The organism is Vibrio sp. J1-1 (assembly GCF_021728395.1).
In the GTDB taxonomy this organism is placed as follows: Bacteria; Pseudomonadota; Gammaproteobacteria; order Enterobacterales; family Vibrionaceae; genus Vibrio.
Genome location: NZ_JAKKCM010000008.1, coordinates 1 through 20,663 on the forward strand (window position 1 = coordinate 1; position 20,663 = coordinate 20,663).

18 protein-coding genes and 1 pseudogene are annotated in these 20,663 nt (G+C 42.9%); 11 read left to right on the forward strand and 8 right to left on the reverse strand.

The window, feature by feature from the left end:
- The first annotated feature begins 274 nt into the window (after positions 1 to 274).
- Positions 275 to 520: a hypothetical protein gene (locus L3V31_RS13955; RefSeq protein WP_237316621.1), complete on the forward strand. Its 246-nt coding sequence runs from the start codon at positions 275 to 277 to the stop codon at positions 518 to 520.
- 109 nt (positions 521 to 629) lie between these two features.
- On the opposite strand, the gene L3V31_RS13960 is transcribed toward L3V31_RS13955, so the two are convergent.
- Positions 630 to 1,514, reverse strand: a complete 885-nt coding sequence (locus L3V31_RS13960; RefSeq protein ID WP_237316623.1) for a LysR family transcriptional regulator — start codon at positions 1,512 to 1,514, stop codon at positions 630 to 632.
- 117 nt (positions 1,515 to 1,631) lie between these two features.
- Between L3V31_RS13960 and L3V31_RS13965 the strand changes: the two genes are divergently transcribed.
- Positions 1,632 to 2,303, forward strand: coding sequence for a type 1 glutamine amidotransferase domain-containing protein (locus L3V31_RS13965; protein WP_237316624.1), 672 nt, complete (start codon positions 1,632 to 1,634; stop codon positions 2,301 to 2,303).
- Positions 2,304 to 2,501: 198 nt separating this feature from the next.
- Here the strand turns inward: L3V31_RS13965 and L3V31_RS13970 are convergent.
- Positions 2,502 to 2,874 (reverse strand): annotated as a pseudogene (locus tag L3V31_RS13970) (ISNCY family transposase); the annotation flags it as partial.
- Between the two features lie 640 nt (positions 2,875 to 3,514).
- Between L3V31_RS13970 and L3V31_RS13975 the strand changes: the two are divergent.
- A complete protein-coding gene (locus L3V31_RS13975; RefSeq protein WP_237316626.1) occupies positions 3,515 to 3,994 on the forward strand; it encodes an Hsp20 family protein in 480 nt (159 codons plus the stop codon).
- Between the two features lie 390 nt (positions 3,995 to 4,384).
- Complete coding sequence (locus L3V31_RS13980; RefSeq protein ID WP_237316629.1) at positions 4,385 to 4,570, forward strand: hypothetical protein; 186 nt, start codon at positions 4,385 to 4,387, stop codon at positions 4,568 to 4,570.
- Between the two features lie 357 nt (positions 4,571 to 4,927).
- Here the strand turns inward: L3V31_RS13980 and L3V31_RS13985 are convergent, their stop codons facing one another.
- On the reverse strand, positions 4,928 to 5,542 hold the full coding sequence (locus tag L3V31_RS13985; protein WP_237316631.1) for a 3'-5' exonuclease: 615 nt from the start codon (positions 5,540 to 5,542) through the stop codon (positions 4,928 to 4,930).
- Positions 5,543 to 6,023: 481 nt separating this feature from the next.
- Between L3V31_RS13985 and L3V31_RS13990 the strand changes: the two genes are divergently transcribed.
- Genes L3V31_RS13990 through L3V31_RS14000 form a run of 3 tightly spaced genes read left to right on the forward strand, consistent with a single transcriptional unit; the run spans position 6,024 to position 9,243 of the window.
- Positions 6,024 to 7,442 (forward strand): SLC13 family permease, encoded by a 1,419-nt coding sequence (locus tag L3V31_RS13990; RefSeq protein ID WP_237316633.1) that lies wholly within the window; start codon positions 6,024 to 6,026, stop codon positions 7,440 to 7,442.
- 3 nt (positions 7,443 to 7,445) lie between these two features.
- Positions 7,446 to 8,783: an ATP-binding protein gene (locus L3V31_RS13995; protein WP_237316635.1), complete on the forward strand. Its 1,338-nt coding sequence runs from the start codon at positions 7,446 to 7,448 to the stop codon at positions 8,781 to 8,783.
- Positions 8,770 to 9,243 (forward strand): response regulator, encoded by a 474-nt coding sequence (locus tag L3V31_RS14000; protein WP_237316637.1) that lies wholly within the window; start codon positions 8,770 to 8,772, stop codon positions 9,241 to 9,243. The genes L3V31_RS13995 and L3V31_RS14000 overlap by 14 nt, the downstream gene beginning before the upstream one ends.
- Before the next feature lie 722 nt (positions 9,244 to 9,965).
- On the opposite strand, the gene L3V31_RS14005 is transcribed toward L3V31_RS14000, so the two are convergent.
- The gene (locus tag L3V31_RS14005) at positions 9,966 to 10,904 is read right to left on the reverse strand and encodes a LysR family transcriptional regulator (protein ID WP_237316639.1); all 939 of its coding nucleotides are present in this window, start codon (positions 10,902 to 10,904) and stop codon (positions 9,966 to 9,968) included.
- A 360-nt stretch (positions 10,905 to 11,264) separates the two neighbouring features.
- Here L3V31_RS14005 and L3V31_RS14010 point away from each other — a divergent pair, with 360 nt between their 5' ends.
- The 4 genes from L3V31_RS14010 to L3V31_RS14025 all read left to right on the forward strand — a co-directional run bounded on the left by L3V31_RS14010 (position 11,265) and on the right by L3V31_RS14025 (position 15,148).
- Positions 11,265 to 11,867 (forward strand): 2OG-Fe(II) oxygenase, encoded by a 603-nt coding sequence (locus L3V31_RS14010; RefSeq protein WP_237316641.1) that lies wholly within the window; start codon positions 11,265 to 11,267, stop codon positions 11,865 to 11,867.
- A 390-nt stretch (positions 11,868 to 12,257) separates the two neighbouring features.
- Positions 12,258 to 13,463, forward strand: coding sequence for an aromatic amino acid transport family protein (locus L3V31_RS14015; protein ID WP_237316644.1), 1,206 nt, complete (start codon positions 12,258 to 12,260; stop codon positions 13,461 to 13,463).
- 246 nt (positions 13,464 to 13,709) lie between these two features.
- Positions 13,710 to 14,822: an HD domain-containing phosphohydrolase gene (locus tag L3V31_RS14020; protein WP_237316646.1), complete on the forward strand. Its 1,113-nt coding sequence runs from the start codon at positions 13,710 to 13,712 to the stop codon at positions 14,820 to 14,822.
- Positions 14,823 to 14,929: 107 nt separating this feature from the next.
- Positions 14,930 to 15,148 carry a hypothetical protein gene (locus L3V31_RS14025; RefSeq protein ID WP_237316648.1) on the forward strand — a complete coding sequence of 73 codons (219 nt, stop codon included), beginning with the start codon at positions 14,930 to 14,932 and terminating at the stop codon, positions 15,146 to 15,148.
- Between the two features lie 74 nt (positions 15,149 to 15,222).
- On the opposite strand, the gene L3V31_RS14030 is transcribed toward L3V31_RS14025, so the two are convergent.
- The 4 genes from L3V31_RS14030 to L3V31_RS14045 all read right to left on the reverse strand — a co-directional run bounded on the left by L3V31_RS14030 (position 15,223) and on the right by L3V31_RS14045 (position 20,632).
- On the reverse strand, positions 15,223 to 15,771 hold the full coding sequence (locus L3V31_RS14030) for a hypothetical protein (RefSeq protein WP_237316650.1): 549 nt from the start codon (positions 15,769 to 15,771) through the stop codon (positions 15,223 to 15,225).
- A gap of 266 nt (positions 15,772 to 16,037) precedes the next feature.
- Complete coding sequence (locus L3V31_RS14035; RefSeq protein WP_237316652.1) at positions 16,038 to 17,816, reverse strand: ABC transporter transmembrane domain-containing protein; 1,779 nt, start codon at positions 17,814 to 17,816, stop codon at positions 16,038 to 16,040.
- A gap of 3 nt (positions 17,817 to 17,819) precedes the next feature.
- On the reverse strand, positions 17,820 to 19,559 hold the full coding sequence (locus L3V31_RS14040; RefSeq protein ID WP_237316654.1) for an ABC transporter transmembrane domain-containing protein: 1,740 nt from the start codon (positions 19,557 to 19,559) through the stop codon (positions 17,820 to 17,822).
- A 386-nt stretch (positions 19,560 to 19,945) separates the two neighbouring features.
- Positions 19,946 to 20,632, reverse strand: coding sequence for a DNA-3-methyladenine glycosylase I (locus tag L3V31_RS14045; protein ID WP_237316656.1), 687 nt, complete (start codon positions 20,630 to 20,632; stop codon positions 19,946 to 19,948).
- Between the last annotated feature and the right edge of the window lie 31 nt (positions 20,633 to 20,663).

Below are 20,663 nucleotides of genomic sequence, written 5' to 3' on the forward strand. Positions count from 1 at the left end.
GATTTGAAGAACATTTTTAGCTAAGTCTATAGCAATAACATTGTTGGTTAGCATGTTGGAATCCTCAGGTTTTATCTCATCCCACTAAGTTTAGGTTGGCTGGGGAAGAGTGGATTCCATACATCAAGGTAAGCCGTACCTGATTAGATGCCATTGGATTACTGTATTTGCATTGGCTTTTTATGGTTAAAATGCCTTATGTTATAAACGATGAAATTATAAATACTTGCGGCCTTGCCACAGAGATTCCCGATTTTAAACGAAAAGACTTACTATGAATTTTGATATCAATGCACTGAAACACCACCAACTGGTCGAAGATGGTCAACTAGAGGGGTATTACATTCATCAGCCTGTCCAGGGCAGTCAACAAGACGACGAAGCTGTTTTGGCAGAGCGTCAAGCGCTGGAAAAGATGGGGTATAAGGTGTTACAGGTTCAAGCTAAAGGCGGGATAACAACGTTTTCCGAGGCTATGCAGAAGCTTGCGAAGAAGACTGGTCACCTGCCCAAGGAATAAGCGAAGGGGTAGAGGAGGTTATAAAGTTCGGTTCGGGTTTTACGAACTGAAAAGCTCTTGTCTCATTCCAAACTTGGGTACCCGCTACTTATTATGTAAATGAGAGGTGTCACTCCTGCCATTCTGCAAAGTGCTCGAGTAGAAAGTCGATGGCCAGTCTCGCTCTTAATGGCAGAAAGTGGCGATTTTGATAAACAATCCAACTGCTGTTGCCGCTCCCCCAATAAGGCTCAAGGACTGGGATTAAACGACCGGACGAAATGGCATCGTTAAAGCTGCTTTTGGGTAGGTACGCTATGCCTAACCCCTCTGTACAAGCTTGCAAAACGGTGTGGACATTATTGCTCTTCCATCTTCCTTGTACTTTTACACCATCTAAGGGCTTCCCATCCTTTTCAAACAACCAGACATCTTTGTTGGCGATAATACAGCTGTGCCGCTTTAACTGCCTAGGGTGAGTCGGCAGACCATGCTCATCAATGTAGTTCTGACTAGTAGCCGCTGCCATTGGACGGTCTACGATCTTTCTCGCGACCAAGCCTGAATCGCTTAATCTTCCGTAACGGATAGCAAAATCAAAACCATCTTCAATAAAGTTCACCATGCTAGTGTTGAAGTTGATTTCTACCGTGAGGTTGGGGTGTTGTTTGGCGAATTCCATCAAAGCTGGCGCTACGTATTTTTCAGAAAATGCGCCAGCCGCGCTCACTCTTAACGTGCCACTCAATTGTGTTTGCCGCGTTGTAAGTTGCTCATTGGCTTGTTGAAGCCCAATCACTAACTCTTTGCACTGCTGGTAATACGCTTGTCCAGCTTCCGTTAAGCTCACCATCCTTGTCGAACGCGCTAATAAGGCGACGCCTAATCGCTCTTCTAATCTTGTAACTTGGCGACTAACGTGACTGGTGCTGCAACCTAATTGTTTTGCCGCTGCGGAGAACCCTAGGCTCTCAGCAACCGTAACAAACTCGTTGATGCCTTCAAAACTGTCCATAACCACCTTTGCTATATAGCAATAATATTTTGTCAATTTGGTGTATTGTCACTTATTTGCTTAGCAATTAGTATGGAGGTGTTCAACAAATATACATAAGCCAATAAGGAAACCATCATGAAGAAAGTACTCATTATTGTGACAAATCATGCGACACTTGGTGAAACGGATCAAGCGAACGGAACTTACGCGCCAGAGCTAACTCATGCGCTTAGCGAACTGCTTGTTGCTGGCTTCGATTACGACATTGCTTCTATCAAGGGTGGTCAGGCACCACTCTACGGAATGGACATTGAAGGTGATGTGATAAACAATAGAATCTTAGCTGATGATGATTTTCAGAACCGCATTAACAATACGATTCCAGTCTCGCAAATCAACGGTGACAAATACGATGCGATCTTCTATCCGGGTGGTTTTGGTCTTCTTTCAGACCTAGCGAGCAACGAAGATTTCGCAAAAATCTCAGCAAAACATTATGAAGATGGGGGCATTGTGGCGGCTGTTTGTCATGGTCCGGCTGCTCTTCTTCCTATCACGCTAAGCAATGGCGAGAAGCTGCTTGCGTCTAAATCGGTGACAGGTTTCACTCGTGAGGAAGAAATCGATTTTGGCACTATCAAAGACATCCCGTTCCTATTAGAAGAGTCTCTTGCACGTGGCGCAGCGCGCTACTCTAAAATGCAACCATGGAAAGAGTTTGTGATTGTCGATGACCGAGTAATCACAGGTCAAAACCCAACCAGCGCACACGGAGTCGGTAAAGCCATTGTGGATCTATTGGCCTAAGCGATAATTAGGACCAAACTCCTATCTCACAACGGAAATAAGTCTGCCAAGGATTTGTCCAGTACCTTTACGGTTGGTACTTCGTAACTCACGAGTATCCAATGACGAATCAGAGCGATCTGCTTGTGATTACCAAGGGAGCTTGACGGGATAAATCCCAAGCGACTTTGCCGTTCACCTTTAAGTCTAGCCCACAGGCTAGGCTTCTTTATTTAATGCCACTGAGCGTTGTATTCTCAGCTCTCTGGTATTCAGAGCCTCGCGCTTTCAGATATTTCGTATCGTGCAACTGCTGACGGTGATGTTGTACTCATTCTTTAGCATGGTTCTCAACTGTACTGAGGTTTGATACGTCAGCTCGAAAATTTTGTGTTCGGTTTCTTCAGGTATGCTGTTTTTGCTTAGGTGCAGCGGTTTGTTAATGCGCTTAAGGCCAAGTATGCCTTCCTCGGCTAATACCTTTTGATAGTTATAGATACTTCGGCGTGAGCAACCGGTAGTCCGAGTCATAACCTAAGCGTTCGGCAACATCCAATTTACGCTGGACTCCCATCTCATACTCACTTCGTCTTAAACGCTTTGTTATGGCTGTTCTGATAGTTGTAGAAAACATGTGCCACATCAATACCCGAGTGTTTCACTAAAGTATTATCTAATTGTATTGAGCTAACCCATTCCATAATTAAGGAACTTACCAATGACTTTCTCAATAAAGAAAATTTTCAGCAAAAAAGACTCTGATTCAAAATCAGCCGGAAACAATACTACAAAAAATAACGAAGAGTCTCAAAGCCGCTCACCAAAACAAGAAAAGCACGATAGTCCTACTGGTTGCTGTGGTTCGTGCTCATAAGCCCGCTTATCAATAGCCAATCTTACTCTAAGGTTGGCTATACCTTCAAAAGCCATAACGCTTGTTAGGCAGTGGTTTCAGAACGTGAAAAAGATAAAGAGTTGACTGATCAGTTCTAACTAAGACCATAAATGAGTTATCAAGTGCCCGCTTATTTCCAAGATGTTCGAGAGTGACACTAACAATATGGTTTTATAATAAATCGATATTTTAACATTATGGTTAATAAACATCTTTTATATAAATTCAGTTGAAATCGTCGCTCTGAAATACTATTAAAAATTGAAAGGTTGTCTGAATAGAGACCTTTTTATAAATATTGTTTTTGTTATATGTTGCTTCTTATGGAGGATATATTATGAACTCAATTGACCTATCTCCACTATATCGCAGTAGTATTGGTTTTGACCGTTTGGCATCGTTAATTGATCATGCCTTAACCAGCGAAACCGCTGTGAGTGGTTACCCACCATATAACATTGAAGTTCTTAGTGAGAGCCGCTATGCCATTACCTTGGCAGTAGCCGGGTTTGTCCAAGAAGAACTTGATATTCAAGTAGAAAAGGGTGTGCTGACGGTGAGCGGCCATAAGAACACTGATGAAGAGCGTACTTATCTTTATCAGGGGATTGCCAATCGTACATTCGAGCGTAAGTTCAATTTAGCGGACTATGTGGAAGTTATTGACGCAGACCTTTCTAATGGATTGCTAACGATTACTTTGGTGAAAGAAATTCCTGAAGCTATGAGGCCTAAATCCATTGCCATTAACCAAAATGGTCAGGTTTTAGAGCATAAAGTTGAAAAGGCTAACACCAAAGATGGCGAAGCTGCCTAAATTGCATGAGGGTGTGAATCCGCACCCTCTTGATTAATGCTTATGAATATCACCCATATATGGGAGGATTTTTATGAACATCGAAAAATTGAAACCCTGAAACTGGTTTAAACATGAAGATGACTCAGAAAACCTAATTCCGGTATCTAAAAATGAAGTTTCTTCTAAAACTCGTGCTGGCGGCAATACCATCATATCACCACAGCAAAGTGCGGGAGCTGGTATAGTGGTTTAGGTATTGAAGGGTATGGAACTTTATACAGACTAATCTATTAAGCAACCCAGGTAAAAAGCCTTGACCGAGAATAAACCTATACTTCTTCAGGTTAACAGGATAAAGGGTGCACTCTTTATTGTGGTTCAATAAATGATTCTTATGGAGGTAGTGCCATGGCTACACATAGTGGTGAAAACAAGTCGTTGAATAACGTTTTGCTGATTTGTGAGGCAAGCACGAATACTGAAGGATTCACACGCTTGTTCGATAGTTATGATTTTTCAGTGGATATTCGCCATGACAACTTGCAAGACAATATGGAGCTATTGTACACATTACAAACTCCTCTGAGTCCTTGACAGCACTATTAGGCCGTAGAATCGAGTCAGTAAAAGATGAAGAGTGGATCTTAATTTCTGGCGATGATGACGACTTGCATTGTACCGTTCAGCTTAATGTTCTCGCATCGGAGGAACTGAAACTGTACATAAGGACTTTGTGGGCCAACTTTAATATCACGTAACGTTGTGTTAAAGCCGCGTTCAATTTAACTGCAGGCTATTGAGTTGTGTGACTCAGCCCGGATGTCCTCTCTTTCTGATGATTTAAAATGTCCACTTCCTTTCACAAACGGCACCTCGTGCAGTGGTGCCACTTGGAGATTTAGGATACAAAAAGTTATCCGAAGGGTAGAAAAGAGCTAGAGTAAGACTGAGTTAAGCTCGACTTTTAGCCAGTAGTAGGTTCACTTTCCCTTTTGCCGTCTTACTAACGGTTTGCATAAACTCAAAGCTTGGCTTGGCAATTCCTGAATGTTCTAAATCTTCTACCATTTGAAGCCAAAGTTTAGCGGTCATCTGTGCATCAGCTAATGCTCGGTGAAAAACACCGTTGTTATCGATGTTTTTGTAGCGAACAAGCTCACCGAGTTTGTGTGATGGTGCATCTTGTATCAGTCGTCTTGCCACCAATAGGGAACAAGCGAACTCTCCCGAATAACCACTATTGATTCTCTCAAGCTCTGCGTCTAAAAATCGTTTATCGAACGACGCGTTGTGAGCGATAAGGTTCTCATCGGCAATGAACTCACTAAACGATGCCATCACCTCGTCACAGCTTGGTGCTGTACGCAGCATGTTATTGGTGATGCCAGTATAACTTTCAATAAAAGAGCTCACTCTGAAGCCTGGATTCATTAGTTGCTGAAAACTATCGACGACTTCACCATCAACGAGTTTAACTGCTCCGATTTCAATTGCTCGGTCGCCAAGGTTAGGAGAGAGGCCTGTGGTTTCAAAGTCGAGCACGACCACGGAGTTTGCTTGAGGCATGAAGTTTTCCAACTAAACAATAATGTGCGAGAGTATCCTCGAAAGCGATAGAAAAAGAAAGATGATGTCGTCTAAGCTCGCTTTGCTTGCCAATAAGTGACTTTGCCGTAGCAGTTGGAATTAAGTCCTCTAAAACTACAGAAATATCAATAGGCCGACGAAAGTCGGCATTATTATTTTCAGAGGATACGCTGCATCTCTTTGTGGTGAATTATCACGAAAATTATTATTTATGACTCGCAATTAGTGAGGTTGAACACATCTCACGGATGTTTTCTTATGTGAATACAAGTTCATTGATCTAACACCAAATTTCTGCCCCTTAACAGTGCGCATAATTCCGCATCGGAGTAGTGAACAGCTACGTTTGCTTATTTCGGATTAACAGCATCAACAAAGCTCGTATTCGAAACAGCAAAACGTCCGTTTATTAATGAAACTCCTTACGTCTTAACACCGTCTCAGGAAGAGAAGTAGCACTATGCGTCCTTATCTTAAATACATCATTCCAACGATAATCCCGTTACTTATTTGGCTGCTGCCTTTGTCTGCGTTTCCATTTGATGGCATCACCATTATTCAACAGCGCGTCATCGCGATTTTCTTGCTGGCGGCATTATGTTGGGTGTTCGAACCTATTCCAATTTACGCGACTTCGGTGGTGATTATCGTTCTTGAGCTATTGCTTGTGTCGAACAAAAGTATCGTTTTGTTTCGGGCACAAGAAGGGCAGGCGCATTTTGGTGAGTTGTTGCAATACAATGAGATCATGGCGACTTTTGCCAGCCCAATTATTATGCTGTTCTTGGGCGGTTTCTTCTTAGCGATGGCAGCAACCAAGTTCCGCTTAGACGTGAACTTAGCGCGAGTACTGCTGAAGCCGTTTGGACAAAACCCCAAGTACGTTATGTTGGGATTGATGCTGATTACCGCTATTTTTTCCATGTTCATGTCTAATACGGCAACCACCGCAATGATGTTATCTATCCTGACTCCTGTCATTGCTGTGTTCGGACCGAAAGACCCGGGTAGAATCGCCTTTGCTTTGTGTATCCCAGTTGCGGCGAATATTGGCGGTATCGGAACACCTATCGGGACACCACCAAACGCGATTGCACTTAAATATTTAGTCGGCGAGAACCTGATTACTTTTGGTGAATGGATGATGTTTGGCGTGCCGTTTGTCGTGATTATGATGGCTCTAGCTTGGGTACTTATCGGCGTGATGTACAAAGCCGAACAAACCACGATCGATTTGAATATCAAGAGCAAGTTCCTGAAAACGCCGAAAGCGATGATTGTGTACATTACGTTTGCCGGTACGATTATCCTTTGGTTAATGGGCTCAGCGCACGGCATGAACTCATACACGGTCGCATTGATTCCGGTCGCGGTTTTCTCCTTAACTGGCATCATCAACAAAGAAGATTTAAAGAAAATTTCCTGGGACGTGCTTTGGTTGGTTTCTGGTGGTATTGCCCTTGGTTTGGCACTTGATAAAACCGGCTTGGCGAAGCTAGTGGTACACAGCATTCCATTCGATCAATATTCACCTTATGTGGTGTTGTTTGGCGCGGCATTCCTTTGTTTAGCGATGGCCAACTTTATGTCACATACGGCCACAGCTAACTTGTTGATGCCCATCATGGCAGCGCTAGGCACATCGATGACATCACTCACGCCACTCGGTGGTGAAGTGACATTGATTCTCGTGGTGACGTTTGCCGCTTCACTTGGTATGTCTCTGCCTATCAGTACACCGCCTAACGCGCTTGCTCACGCTACCGGGCATGTACAAAGTAACCAAATGGCGCGGATTGGTGTGGTACTCGGTGTCGTAGGTGTGCTGCTAAGCTTTGTTATGGTTTGGATACTGCACTCTGTGGGGCATATTGGTTAATCCATGTATGAAACTAAATTAGATGCGTTGGTAGAGCGCTATTTCAATCATGTCGAACGCCGAATCAATGTGGCGGCAGGATCGGTACTGATTGAGCAAGCTGGCTATAACGACCGTCTGTATTTCGTGATCGCGGGCGAATTAACGGGCTACTACGCGGAAGACGACAAGAAGCCGATTAAAGTTTTCTCTGCCTCGGAAGGGGCTTTTATCGGGGTGCATAGTTTCTTTTCTGGTACATGGACGGCGTCTTCAACGGTGATCGCTCAAACCGATGCAGAGCTAGCTTGGATAGAGCGCAGTACTCCTGCGGTGCAAGAGGCACAATTTGGCCCTCTGACAGCGCAATTTATGCCAGTAATGGTAAATGAGTTATCTCGCCGTCAGCACCGAGCAATGGAAGAAGCGCTCGCAAAAGAAAAGGCATTGCAAAAGCTTCATACCGCAGAACAGATGACGACGTTAGGGCAATTGGCCGCAGGTATCGCCCATGAGCTTAACAACGCCATTGGGGTGGTAAGCAGCAAATCAGAACGTTTAGAAACGGTGATTATGGAGCTGTTAGAGGAAGTGCATCCGGAGGCTAGCCAGTTTTTTGATTTTGGCTTGCTTCAGGGACAAAAAGTCGCCTCCAGTGAGGCACGTAAACGAGGCAAACATTTTGAAAAGTATTATGGCCTACCGAGAGACTTAGCGAGGGACTTAGCTCGCGCAGTACCAGAAGATTATCTTACGGAGCATTGGTTGAAACGCCCGGAAGAAGCCATTAGATACTGGCAGATGGGAAGAGACCTGCATGATTTGCGTTTGGCTTCTAAGCATACGGTTGGCATCGTGCGCTCTGTCAAACAGCTGGGACGAACCGATATCGATCTGGATGAGGCTTTAAACATTAATGATTCGATTAACCGAGCGGTTGCGCTATTACAAAGCGATTTAAGGCGAGTACAAGTTCGTTTTAGCCCCGCGGAACTTCCTTTGTTTATTGGTTCTCAGACCGAGCTTGTGCAGATTTGGGTGAATATCTTAAAAAACGCTTGTGATGCGCTCATTAGCATAGATTCGCCAATCATCGAGATTCAAACCCGAGCCAGTAAAGGGAAAATTCTTGTCACTATCGCGAATAACGGCCCGGAGATAGGTGAAGCGACGCGCAGAAAGATTTTTCGGCCTAACTTTACTACCAAGAAAGGTGGGTTGTCTTTTGGGCTGGGTTTGGGATTGTCGATAGTTAAACGCATTGTAGCAGGGTATGGCGGCTCGATTGTGGTGAAGAGTAACAGTGACAAAACTATTTTTAGAATCAAATTACCGATAGAGGGTGAACATGGAGAAGCTTAATTTAATTTGCGTTGATGACCAACGAGAGGTGTTAAGCGCGGTTTTACTTGATCTAGAACCATTATCTCAGTGGCTAAACATAGAAGATTGTGAGTCCGCAGATGAAGCTCTGGAATTGATGGACGAACTTGATGCAGAGGGTGAAATGATTGCTTTGATCATCTCGGATCACGTTATGCCAGGAAAAACTGGCGTTGAACTCTTGGCTGAAATTTCAAAGGACAGTCGTTTTACTCATACTCGAAAAGTCCTTTTAACCGGGCAAGCAACACACACAGATACCATTAATGCGATTAACACTGCAGGAATTGACCGTTACTTTGAGAAACCGTGGCAGGCCAGTCAGTTGGTTGAGTGTGTGAGAAATTTGGTGACAACATACATCTTTGATAGGGGGTTGGATTATACGCAATACCATGAACACCTTGATCAAAACGTTGTCTTTGAAAGGCTTAGGTAACGCATAACATAGTTATTTTTCACGGCTATGAGTTCAAAATCGTAGCCGTTTTAATTCCCACGTCTAGAAATAGAAATCTATACCACCTCTGAGTCTTTTAATTTCTGTTATGGAAATATGTCATACAGTTCCTACGATAAAGCCACGGTGAACTAAGCTCCTAGATGTAATCAGTAATTTAAATTATTTGCCTGACGACTTAGCTACATCACAAAAGGCTTCTTCGTTGCGAATGGTGTGAGAGGAACACATTTTTCTATTATTTAACTACTTATCACGCCTCTTGGTTATAGCTTATTTTATTTCGTGAAATAACGGGTAGTGTTTTGAAAGTTACAGTCTAGAAGAGACAAATCAAGATTGTCGATTTAACTTGAGTAATAACTTGCTAATTTAGCTGTACCTTATTTCCTTTTTGGAAATGAGGCGTGCGGGATTTTTCATTAGTTGCAAGTCGTTGGCTAGAGTAAACTCTGCGCGTGGTTCGACAAAACAACAACGTTGTTTGGCTTAGAAAGGAGTGAACCCACTGCGTTCACCGTATTAGAGATAGACCAGTACAATCCAAATTAAAAAATGGCTAGCTACTCTATAAATGCGGTGGGCGACTTGATGATGTTAAGACGTTTACCTGCGTAGTGACGACATCCGGTGGGGAATCTTCGTCAGCTCTCAAGACAACAACCCCACCTTTATTACCTGCTTCTTCATAATGTTTGTCGTCAATATTCGCAAGCGCTAAGCACTTTACATGCATCAAGTAATTGCTGCTGTAACCAGCGTAAAGCAGGATCATTCAAACTCGCTTTATTCCAGACCAAACTGTAAGACACTTGCCCAAAATCGAACGGAAGAGGTTGCTCGACCAAATCTTTCGTTTGCAGCGCGACTCTCGCCCAACGCTTGGAGCAGGTAAACAAATAGTCTGTATGGTGGCACATGACCGCTGCGGAGCCGAAATCTGCGACGCGTATAGCAACGTTTCGTTTGTGGTGCCTTTGTCGCAGATTTTGCTCAAAATACGGTCGAGAAAGATCTTTGTCATGAATGCCGATATGCCGAGCTGACAGGTAACCTTCAATAGTCAATGGTTGCTTGGCCAGTGGATTGGATTTGCCCATCAAGCAGATAAGTTCATCTTTTAATATGGTTTGCCAAACGAGATCTTTGTTATGAGTCGGTGGCTGACTGAGATCATGGGGCAGCAACAAGAAATCAATCTGACCTCTGATTAACGCATCAAAACTCATCTCATCTTTAGAATGGACGTTTAAATAAGCATGGTTACCGAGCTGTTGTGACAAGTGAACCAACACTGGAGCAAACAGTTCCAACGAGCTTTCACGCATGGCAATGGAAAAATCGCCCTGATAATACGCAGGATTGAATGACCCTTGGTGCAATAAGCCGTTCATACTAGACAAAATGCCGTGAATAGAGGGACCTATATTAATTGCAAATGGCGTTGGAACTAAACGGGTACCATCACGATAAAAAAGTTCGTCTTTTAGAGTTTCGCGAAGCTGGCTAAGTATTTTACTGACACTCGAAGGTGTAACACAGAGTTGCTCTGCAGCTTGAGTGACACTGTGTGTTGTCAGCAACATGTGTAACACGGTGAGGTGTTTCAAACTGATTCTAGAAAGAGTGATATAGTCCATAAGTCAGATTCGTTCTTTGTTTTATTCGAGAATAACAGTAATTATGTAATTTATCATGTTATGAAAATAAACATATTCAGTATTTATCACTAGTGTTGTTGGCTGTGGAAAATATCTTTCGTCCCATCTCGTCCAGTTTGAGTGTTGTTACCGATGAAATGTTGATAGGCGGTTTGCGAACAATCTTATTAGTAAAGCAGAGGCTTCTGTTTTCGTAAGGCTTAACAGGTAACACAGAGCGGAAATGAGAAAGGATGAGTTATAAAACTAAATAGTTGTCGTCTCGACAAAATATCGCATTTGTCGTTGTTGGTTGAATTACATATAAGACGCTTCCAACCACACGATTGAATAGATTAAATGAACGAACTGATCGATGCTATTGCGACTCATGGATATTATATTTGGGACGACTTTCTTTCAGAAGAAGAGGTTGCTCACTTAAGAGCGTGTGTCCCTGACAATTGGAAAAAGGCGCGCATTGGTCGTAATGAAGATGTTACACGCATAGAGTCCATTCGCAGTGACAAAATTCAATGGCTAAAACCTGATATGGGCGATCCGATAGCATCTTACCTTAACAAGATGGAAGACATTCGCGAAGCGGTTAACCGTCATCTATATCTCGGTCTGTTTGAATATGAATCTCACTTTGCGAAGTACGAGAAAGGCGATTTTTATAAAAAACATCTCGATAGCTTCAAAGGAAATGAAAATCGTCGTTTGACAACCGTGTTTTACATGAATGAAGCCTGGAGTGAAGAAGACGCTGGCGAACTGGTCGTTTATGACCTCAATGACAACGTAGTCGCTAAGATACCACCGCGAGGAGGGCGCCTTCTTGTTTTCTTATCAGAACAATTTCCACATGAAGTATTACCGACTAATGCAGAGCGATTTAGTATCGCAGGTTGGTTCCGTATCAATGGTGTCAGAGGTAACTTGTTAGATATTGCAAGCTAACTGACAGGTTTAAACCCTTTTTTTTCTTAACATCAGGTGAGGCGTAATCTTTACGTCTCGCTATCGCCCTATACCAGAACGTTTCTAACTAAGTTCTGAATCCTCTTTCGTCACATCAAATTCTCCATAACAAACTTACCAAAAATCAATTTATTAAGTTCTATCTTGAAAGTAGTGACGACTCTTATCTGATAATAATGGGAGCTCTTCGTTTGCATATGTGGTGTAAAATTAAATGTACACGTATGGGTTTTTATTCTTACACTTTGCTTGATCTTATCGTGAATATGCTACAGTATCGTGTTAATAACAAAATATGGTGTCATGTAGGGTCTCTATTACCTGATCTGGTGCTACTAATATTCAATAAGATGTAAAGAATAATATACAATGAGTCGTTCTAAAGTGTTTGGTAGTACCCTAATTATTGCAGGGACTACAATTGGTGCCGGTATGCTGGCGCTTCCTCTTGCCTCTGCTGGTATCGGTTTTTCTACTTCCCTCGTGATTATGTTTGGTCTATGGGCTTTAATGGCATTCACGGCCTTATTGATGCTCGAGCTTCATCAATATGCTGAAAGCAGTGCAACACTCCATACTCTGGCTAAACAAATACTTGGCCAGAAGGGGAAATGGGTTGCCAGCTTTGCAATGCTATTTTTGTTCTACTCTTTGTGTGCGGCATACATTGCTGGTGGCGGTGCTCAATTTGGCGAACGTTTAACCCAATGGTTTGAGCTTGATATTTCCGGCTCGACTTCAACCATCATCTTCACACTGATAGTGACTTTGGTTGTTACTATCGGCACAGGTACTGTAGATAAAGTTAACCGTATATTGTTTGGCATGAAACTTCTTACGATGGTAGCGGTGCTGTCATTTTTAGCGCCAAATGTGACGCAGTCTTACCTGTTAAGTATGCCAATTGGACAAGGTCTTATTGTGGCGGCGATTCCAGTGATTTTTACGTCTTTTGGTTTTCACGGCAGTATTCCTGCTATTGTGAACTACTTAGACGGAGACACTGCTTCATTACGTAAAGCCGTGATCATAGGCTCTACCATTCCACTAGTGATTTACATTTTCTGGCAAGTCGTAACGTTAGGCGTGGTCAGTCAGGATATATTGATTGAAAATGGCGGATTGAGTTCACTTATTGGCCAGTTGTCACTGACGGTTCACCAATCAAATCTGGGTAACATAGTTGGCATGTTTGCAGATTTGGCTCTGTTAACATCTTTCCTCGGTGTGAGCCTTGGTTTATTCGAGTTCTTGGGTGATACGATCAAAGGAAGCAGCGATAAGCCAAACCGTTTGATTGCCGCGTTGATCACATTCACTCCTCCGTTAGGCTTTGCTCTGTTTTACCCGCAAGGTTTTATCATGGCATTAGGCTATGCGGCTATCGCTCTGGCTATTCTGGCGATATTTTTGCCGCTGGTGATGGTGATTAAAGTTCGTCGCTCTAACGATTTTACTGGAGATTATCGTGTTGCTGGTGGGCAAGGAGCGTTAGTGATCACAGGTATTGCTGGTACGGGTATCATCGCTGCACAGATATTAATTACTCTTGGAGTTTTGCCAGCCTTAGGTTGATCATTCTGTTTAGAATTAACCATTTTTAAAGCCAATGGGTATTGCTCATTGGCTTTTTTAATCTGGATCAGGTGAGTTGGATATATCCGTTAAAAAAGTTGGCGGATGTCTGGTTTTGTTTTGTACACTTATATTGTGGTATATCAAAAATTTGAGTTGAAAATAGTTGCTCTAATAATTTACACAATAAACTGATAATAATGAGCTTTTTCGCTTAGAACCTAGTTTGTCTGGGAGAGTGGAAGTATGACACACCGTAGTTTTTATCCGTTTGCAAAACCGCTTAATGAGCAATTGCAAGCGTTGAAAAATAGGATGCAGGCACATATGCCGTGCATTGATAGGGTGTCGTTCGCAAAATATCACCCCAGACAAGATATGCTGAGATCGTTCGCTGACACTGAGTTTGATAACTGGGATTTAGCGCATTATGAAGCGCCTCTTCGTAAACTCCCCAATCTATATGCTGCTGCTCAAAACGGCACACCTCGTATCGTTGATGATCTCACCGAAATTATCGATAGCGATCGTGTTAAAGTCTTACTTAATCACGGTTATCGCTCCTCTGCCGCAATTCCTTGCTATGAAAACAAAGCGTTTACTGGTTTTGTCTTTTTGAACTCTGTTAAACCCAACTCATTTGAGTTAGAAGCGCTGGATGTGCTCAAACCTTATTTTGATATGGTTGAATTTGCAGTTGAGTCGGAAGATCACGTTGTAAATGAGATCGAAAGGCTTTCTGAGCGCAAGCTATGTTCTATGCCAGACTATTGTCCTGAATGTTACGCACATACCAAGCGCATGCGCCTATACGCTCACTTGCTTGGTGTTCATCTTGCAGAACGGCATAAGTTGACAGATGAAATAGTTGAACAAATTGGTATTTTCGCCCAGTTTCATGCGGTGAGTGATATTCAATTACCCGTTGAAATTGCTTGCCGTCGTAGTCATTTTAGCAAAGAGCAAGAGTCAATAATCATCCAACATATTGAGCAATGTATCGAGTCAGCAGATGACACCGTTGCCCGTATTGGTAATCCCGTCCACCCTAGTGTTGTCCTATTCATGCAGATGGTGACTTATCAGTATGAAAATTTAAATGGGTCGGGATACCCACATGGATTGGAAGAAAAGGATATTCCAATCGCCGCTCAAATTGTTGCTGTTGCGAATTCATTTGACGTATTGACTACGCACCACCCAAACCGCCAGGCATGGTCTATCCCGTATGCATTAATTGAGTTAGAGAAATGGGTAAGTGACGGTTTATTGTCTGGTGAATGTGTCAACGTCTTGCGGGATAACCAGGTTTATCTAAAACAAATTATCCATAAGTACCCAGAACACTGCTCTTTATAGGGACATAGTGAGCATTGAAAGAGGTGAAAATTTGACTAGGAGGATTTTATAAACAATACTGTGTTTATATACAGCATTGTGGTTTCGATTAAGTTTGGAGGTGAAGTATGTTGTGGGAAACCCTTGAAAGAGTAAACCGCTTACGCCAACAAGCCCTTGCGAACGCTGAATTTGTTCAGTCGGCAAAAGAGCATGAACAAGCATTGCAGGAACAAGAATATCATTACCAACCAAAGAGCGCGCGTTCAGCCAAAGACAGACAAGGTAAAAAGTCGCTGGCTGATGTATACAAAGAAGTAGAGTTTAGCGCGGATTCTCGTCATTAATCCTTTTCATCGCTGCTGCGGCTTACACATAATAAACGCCGCAGCGCAATTGCTTTTGCATTAATTGTGGGCTCTTAAAAATCCGCTTTGCGTACGTAGTGCGGGTTTTTATATTTCTTTGCTGGACCAAATGCAGAAACCACTAGTTTATTCCACAGTGCTTTATCAAACTCACCTTTAGGTATAGAAGGGTAGAGGGTCTCTTCTTCTTCTCTGGAAAAGTTCATGTACTGCTTTTTCTTAATCTGGTTGTACTTTTTCGCTATCTGATTGTGCTTTCTTACCCATTCTAATTTGTATTCACGAAGGACTTGTTCACCTTTGTCTTCGCTCATACGAGAAAGGAAAAGCCTTTTATAAGAAACTTTCCTGTCCAGCATGGTTCTCATGACAGTCTGAATATATTTGCCATGATGCGTTACGGTGATGTCATTTTCATTAATAGGAGTAATACACCAGCCTTTGGGTAGAAAGTCTGGTTTTTTAAATTGTCTGTTACGTTCCATTAAAGCTTGATGCAAAACCAAATCTGAGGTTCCGCGGAACGTTTTTTGCCATTTACCAATGCGAATTTGAATCGAACCCGGCAAACGATAGATATTAGTAAACTTATCTTTATCCATGGGCTTCAGTCATGAGAACAATATGAGAATGCGATAACCAGCCCATCGTGTAGTAGAAAATAAATAGGCTGAATTTAATGTCGATTTTACAACGACATCGCGTTAATTAGCGAGTGGTTATGTCAATTATCGGTGAGGAAATAGAAAATTATTGTAGTTTGTGATCGGTTGTAACGTTAAATAACGTCAAAATGCAGCGTTTGGTTTTGATGATACGATTACTGCACCAAAATAGTACGCCCGTAAACAGTGTACGGGCGAATATATTAGACCGCTTCTTCCAGTAGGCTGGCTTCTTCTTCCTCGATTTCTTGTAAATGTCTGCTTGCTTGTTGCAACTGATACATTTGCGCATAGCGACCATCTTGTGCCAAAAGCGATTTATGGGTACCTTTTTCAACCAAATCACCATGATGAAGAACGACGATCTGGTCTGCGTCCAAGATGGTAGATAGGCGGTGAGCAATCACAATTAAGGTCATATTTTGACGTAAGACCGCGAGGCTCTTTTGAATCAAAGCTTCTGTGCCTGAATCAATGTTCGCCGTCGCTTCATCTAAGATGAGAATCTTTGGTTTTGCCACCAATACACGTGCCAACGCGAGCAGTTGCTTTTGACCCGCCGAAAGGTTGGTTTCGCCTTGACCCAACTGAGTATCCAGCCCGCTCGGGTAGCGATGGATTTGTTCCGATAAACCTACCTTATCTAATGCATCCCATATTTCAGTGTCGTTAACGGAGCGACCCAGAGAAACGTTCTCCCTTACTGAGTCCGGAAGAATATGTGGGTCTTGCTGAACCATCGCCACGTCTTTACGCAGCACATGTTTTGCCAGCGATTTCAGTGGACGGCCATCAATCAGCAATTCGCCAATGTCTGTTGGATAAAAACCCATCAGCAGCGAGGCGAGGGTACTTTTCCCGCTTCCTGTGTGACCAACTAGAGCGATAAAGTCTTGATGCGCAGCGTTAATTGAGATGTCTTTTAGTACGTCTTGTTGACCATCGTAGCTAAACGTCAGGTTTTTAATCTCGATAGAGCCAGTTTTAAGTTCTACTTGATCATCGCCATACGTCTGCTCTTTTGCATCTATGAGTTCAAATACTCGCTCGCTTGATACTAATGCCTGTTGCAACAAAGCGAGTTGCTGTGTCATTTCAATCAACGGCTCAGTAACACGACCCAGGTAACTGATGAACGCATAAAGCACACCGACACCTATCACCTCGACACCATTGAAACCAAAAATAGCGACTAAACTCAACAAGGCAAGGCCTGCTAGCAGGTCCATAAGAGGGCGTAATAAATATCCGTTTAGTCGGATGACTTTTTTAGACGCAACCAAGTGCTCGGCTGTGAGTTCGTTAAACTGCTCGTTAAAACGTTTTTCCTGTTGCATCAACTGAACGACACTCATGCCTTGGATTGATTCGCTTAAGTTGGCGTTAATGTCAGTGAGCAGGTCTCGCATTCTGCGGTAACTTTCTGTACTGAGCAGTTTAAACAGGTACATAAAGCCAATCACGATCGGCAACAACACCAAAACAACCAGCGTCAGTTGCCAACTCATAAAGAACATGACGCCGATCATCACGAGGATCATCACGGCATTTTTAACCACAGTCGCAATCAAAAGCTCATAGAACTGCTGAAGAGACTCGGTATCATTGGTGATTCGTGAGACTAGCTTACCCGCTGGTGTGTAATCGAAGGCAGAAAGCGGTTGTTTGATTACGCCGGAAAACACTTGTTTACGAATCATTTTAATGGTGTTGGTTGCCACTATACTGAACTGTAATGACTGGAGGTACTGGAAAGTCGCTGAAATCACCTGAAGTGCGATATAACCAGCGGCCAAGGTGAGCAAGACACTTTGCGAGTAATCCCCTTTAGTGATGTGTTCATCGATAAAATACTGAATTAACCAAGGGCCACCAGCGCTCGCTAACGCAGCAATAAACAGTAAACCTAATCCCTTAAGCATCGGTTTTGGCTGTGACAATGGGTAAGACAGCAACCGCTTAAATGTACTCGTCTGTTTCATCTATTACTCCTCCATTGCCTGTTCTAGTTTTTGGTACTGCAACATTTCCGCGTACCATCCTTGGTTCTGCTCTAATAGATGATGACGACCACGCTCTGTAATGTGACCTTGATTTAGGACGATAATCTCATCTGCAGATTTGAGTGCTGTTAAACGATGAGCAATGACAATTAAGGCTTGGTCACGATAGTGTGTTTCTAGGTTCTTCAGAATCCGGTACTCAGTGCGTCCATCGACGGCAGATAATGCATCATCCAGAACTAGGACTTGAGCATTGAGTAACATTGCTCGCGCAATCGCAATACGCTGTTTTTGGCCGCCAGAAAGCGTGATACCTTTTTCACCTACTTCGGTGTTGTAGCCGTCTGGAAACTTCTCTATGTCTTCGTGAATACAGGCCAGTTTTGCTGCTCGGTACACTTCTTCTTTAGACGCATTTGGGTTACCTAATGCGATGTTGTCAAAGATCGATTTTGAGAACAGGAATGGACTTTGATTCACGACAGCGAAGCGATTTCGCCACTGCGGTAGCTGGGAATCTTTAATCGATACATCACCAAATTTAATCGTGCCATTTTCCAAATCATGTTGACGGAAAAGTAGCGTCAATAACGTTGATTTACCACTCCCTACTGGGCCAGCAATACCTAACATTTTTCCAGGATCTAACGTCACATTAATCTCTGCTAGGGCAGGAGGTAAATCTCTCGACCAATGAAATGTCTCGATATTGATATGCAGGGGTAAAGGGTTATCTGGAAGTGGTGTGTCTCCACTGACAATTTCAGGCTGCTCATCAAAGATTTCTTGCAGACGATTCCATGCCGCCGAGCCGCGCTCCAAGATGTTGAATAGGAAAGCAAACGCCAGCATTGGCCAGATCATAAGACCTAAATACATCGTGAAAGCGGTTAAGTCACCAAGAGAGATTTCACCCTTGTCGACGAGGTATGCACCTGCAGCGACACTGAGCAAAAAGGACAGGCCAATAGTCAGTTGGATAGCAGGGTCAAAACGCGCATCCACACGCGCAACCGCGATATTCTTCGCGCCTGTGTCGTCAACAACATCTTCAAAGCGTTGTTGTTCTTGCTTCTCTAATCCGAAAGCACGCAACATGCGGACACCGTTCAATGACTCTTGAGTCATATCTGACATCGTAGAGAAAGCTTCTTGTGCTATACGGAAGCGTTGGTGAAGGATACGCACAATATAGAAAATGATGATGGCGAGAAACGGCATAGGCAAAAGCGCCATAACCGTTAACTTCCAGCTAACTTGTGTCACCATGACGATAAGAACCGCAATGCCTGTAATTAATGAGTCTGCGGCGGTAAGCACACCTTCACCAGCAGTCATGACAATGTTTCTGACATCATTGGTGCCGCGCGCCATTAAGTCGCCGGTTTTGTAACGTTCGAAGAAGCGAGGTGGTTGGGTTGAAAGGTGATGGTAAAGCTTGTTACGCAGGATGGTTCCTAATTCCCAACTCGCACCAAATAACCATATCCGCCACAGTATTCTGCAGACATAAATCGTAATGAATATTGCCGTAAGACCTAACAACCACATAATTAACGTGCTTGTTTCTAAAGTGTTATCGACAACACCATCTACAATCACGCCCACCGCTTTAGGTGGTATTAGTTGGAGGACAGAGATCAGTGCCAATAGTAAAATAGAGCCAACGTAGTGTTTCCATTTCTGCTTGAAATACCAACGTAGCTGCCAGAAAATTCTCATTCCGCCTCCCAACTTAACTAATTGAAATTATTATGGAACCATTATTAGGCGAAATGAAAAGTTTACAAGCACAAATTTTGAGCAATCATGAATACGATATTTTGTATTGATTTTGAATATATGCTCTATCGAATTTCTCAATTTATTACTGCAACCAGACAATGTAACAAGATTATGTGAAATTCATGTTAATTGCGTGGTTTTGGCTCTTAAGAGCTTAACAATGGCTTAAAGCGCTAATACACTGCTTTCACTGAGTTTAATCAAAGCTTTAAACCGAAAGAATCTTGTTTTTCGAGAGGAAGTAGTGGGTTGAAATTAATCCCATAGAGCGTTAATAATCAAGCTAAGCTCAGCCTACTCAAGTTTAAAACATAACTAATATGCTAAATTCGATTATCACCCGTGCTAAATGCGATGATTTGACTGATTTCCGTTAGACTTCTGCCACTCTCTTTTTGCCACTGAATAAAGGCTTTGTTGGCTGCATCCAGGGACTTCTTAGTGTCTTTTCCACCTTCAATGATCTTGCAATTGCGCAGGTAAGACTCAACATCGTTAGAGATGATGAATGTGTCGGCCCCCATCTGGCGTAAGGTATATGGCCCGGTATTACCGCCTAGTCGTTTGCCGTGTTTTTTTAAGTAAGCCCAAAGTTCAGTGATATTCTCTTGGGGCCAATCTGCGACCATTTTACCGAATGAGCCGTATTCAACCCTGGCTTCATGAATCATGCGAGCGTTAGCGGGAATCGACATCACTTTTGTCAGGTGGCGAATGATACGTTCGTCCGTCGCTTTTGCTTCCCACTGTTCGTCAGAGAGCATAAGCAAGGGTTCAATTTTAAAGCCAAAAAAGACCTCTTCAAAGTTTGGCCATTTTTTACGTACCACACTCCATGAAATGCCACTCTGAAATACTTTCATTGAAAATGCAGCTAACCAACGGTCATCCGGTATTGCAGCTAACTCTTCTTTACTTAACGGGTGAGTAAGCAGGGCTTCAAGTTGGTCTATACCGCCTTTACGCTCGGCGGCGCGTTGGTAAATAGCATCAAATTTTTCAATGGTCATAAAAGAAGTTAGCCTTAGTTGATGTCGATGT

Coding starts and splice junctions, on each gene's coding strand:
- L3V31_RS13955 (WP_237316621.1), top strand. CDS start 275: ATGAATTTTGATATCAATGCACTGAAACACCACCAACTGGTCGAAGAT.
- L3V31_RS13960 (WP_237316623.1), bottom strand. CDS start 1,514: ATGGACAGTTTTGAAGGCATCAACGAGTTTGTTACGGTTGCTGAGAGC.
- L3V31_RS13965 (WP_237316624.1), top strand. CDS start 1,632: ATGAAGAAAGTACTCATTATTGTGACAAATCATGCGACACTTGGTGAA.
- L3V31_RS13975 (WP_237316626.1), top strand. CDS start 3,515: ATGAACTCAATTGACCTATCTCCACTATATCGCAGTAGTATTGGTTTT.
- L3V31_RS13980 (WP_237316629.1), top strand. CDS start 4,385: ATGGCTACACATAGTGGTGAAAACAAGTCGTTGAATAACGTTTTGCTG.
- L3V31_RS13985 (WP_237316631.1), bottom strand. CDS start 5,542: ATGCCTCAAGCAAACTCCGTGGTCGTGCTCGACTTTGAAACCACAGGC.
- L3V31_RS13990 (WP_237316633.1), top strand. CDS start 6,024: ATGCGTCCTTATCTTAAATACATCATTCCAACGATAATCCCGTTACTT.
- L3V31_RS13995 (WP_237316635.1), top strand. CDS start 7,446: ATGTATGAAACTAAATTAGATGCGTTGGTAGAGCGCTATTTCAATCAT.
- L3V31_RS14000 (WP_237316637.1), top strand. CDS start 8,770: ATGGAGAAGCTTAATTTAATTTGCGTTGATGACCAACGAGAGGTGTTA.
- L3V31_RS14005 (WP_237316639.1), bottom strand. CDS start 10,904: ATGGACTATATCACTCTTTCTAGAATCAGTTTGAAACACCTCACCGTG.
- L3V31_RS14010 (WP_237316641.1), top strand. CDS start 11,265: ATGAACGAACTGATCGATGCTATTGCGACTCATGGATATTATATTTGG.
- L3V31_RS14015 (WP_237316644.1), top strand. CDS start 12,258: ATGAGTCGTTCTAAAGTGTTTGGTAGTACCCTAATTATTGCAGGGACT.
- L3V31_RS14020 (WP_237316646.1), top strand. CDS start 13,710: ATGACACACCGTAGTTTTTATCCGTTTGCAAAACCGCTTAATGAGCAA.
- L3V31_RS14025 (WP_237316648.1), top strand. CDS start 14,930: ATGTTGTGGGAAACCCTTGAAAGAGTAAACCGCTTACGCCAACAAGCC.
- L3V31_RS14030 (WP_237316650.1), bottom strand. CDS start 15,771: ATGGATAAAGATAAGTTTACTAATATCTATCGTTTGCCGGGTTCGATT.
- L3V31_RS14035 (WP_237316652.1), bottom strand. CDS start 17,816: ATGAAACAGACGAGTACATTTAAGCGGTTGCTGTCTTACCCATTGTCA.
- L3V31_RS14040 (WP_237316654.1), bottom strand. CDS start 19,559: ATGAGAATTTTCTGGCAGCTACGTTGGTATTTCAAGCAGAAATGGAAA.
- L3V31_RS14045 (WP_237316656.1), bottom strand. CDS start 20,632: ATGACCATTGAAAAATTTGATGCTATTTACCAACGCGCCGCCGAGCGT.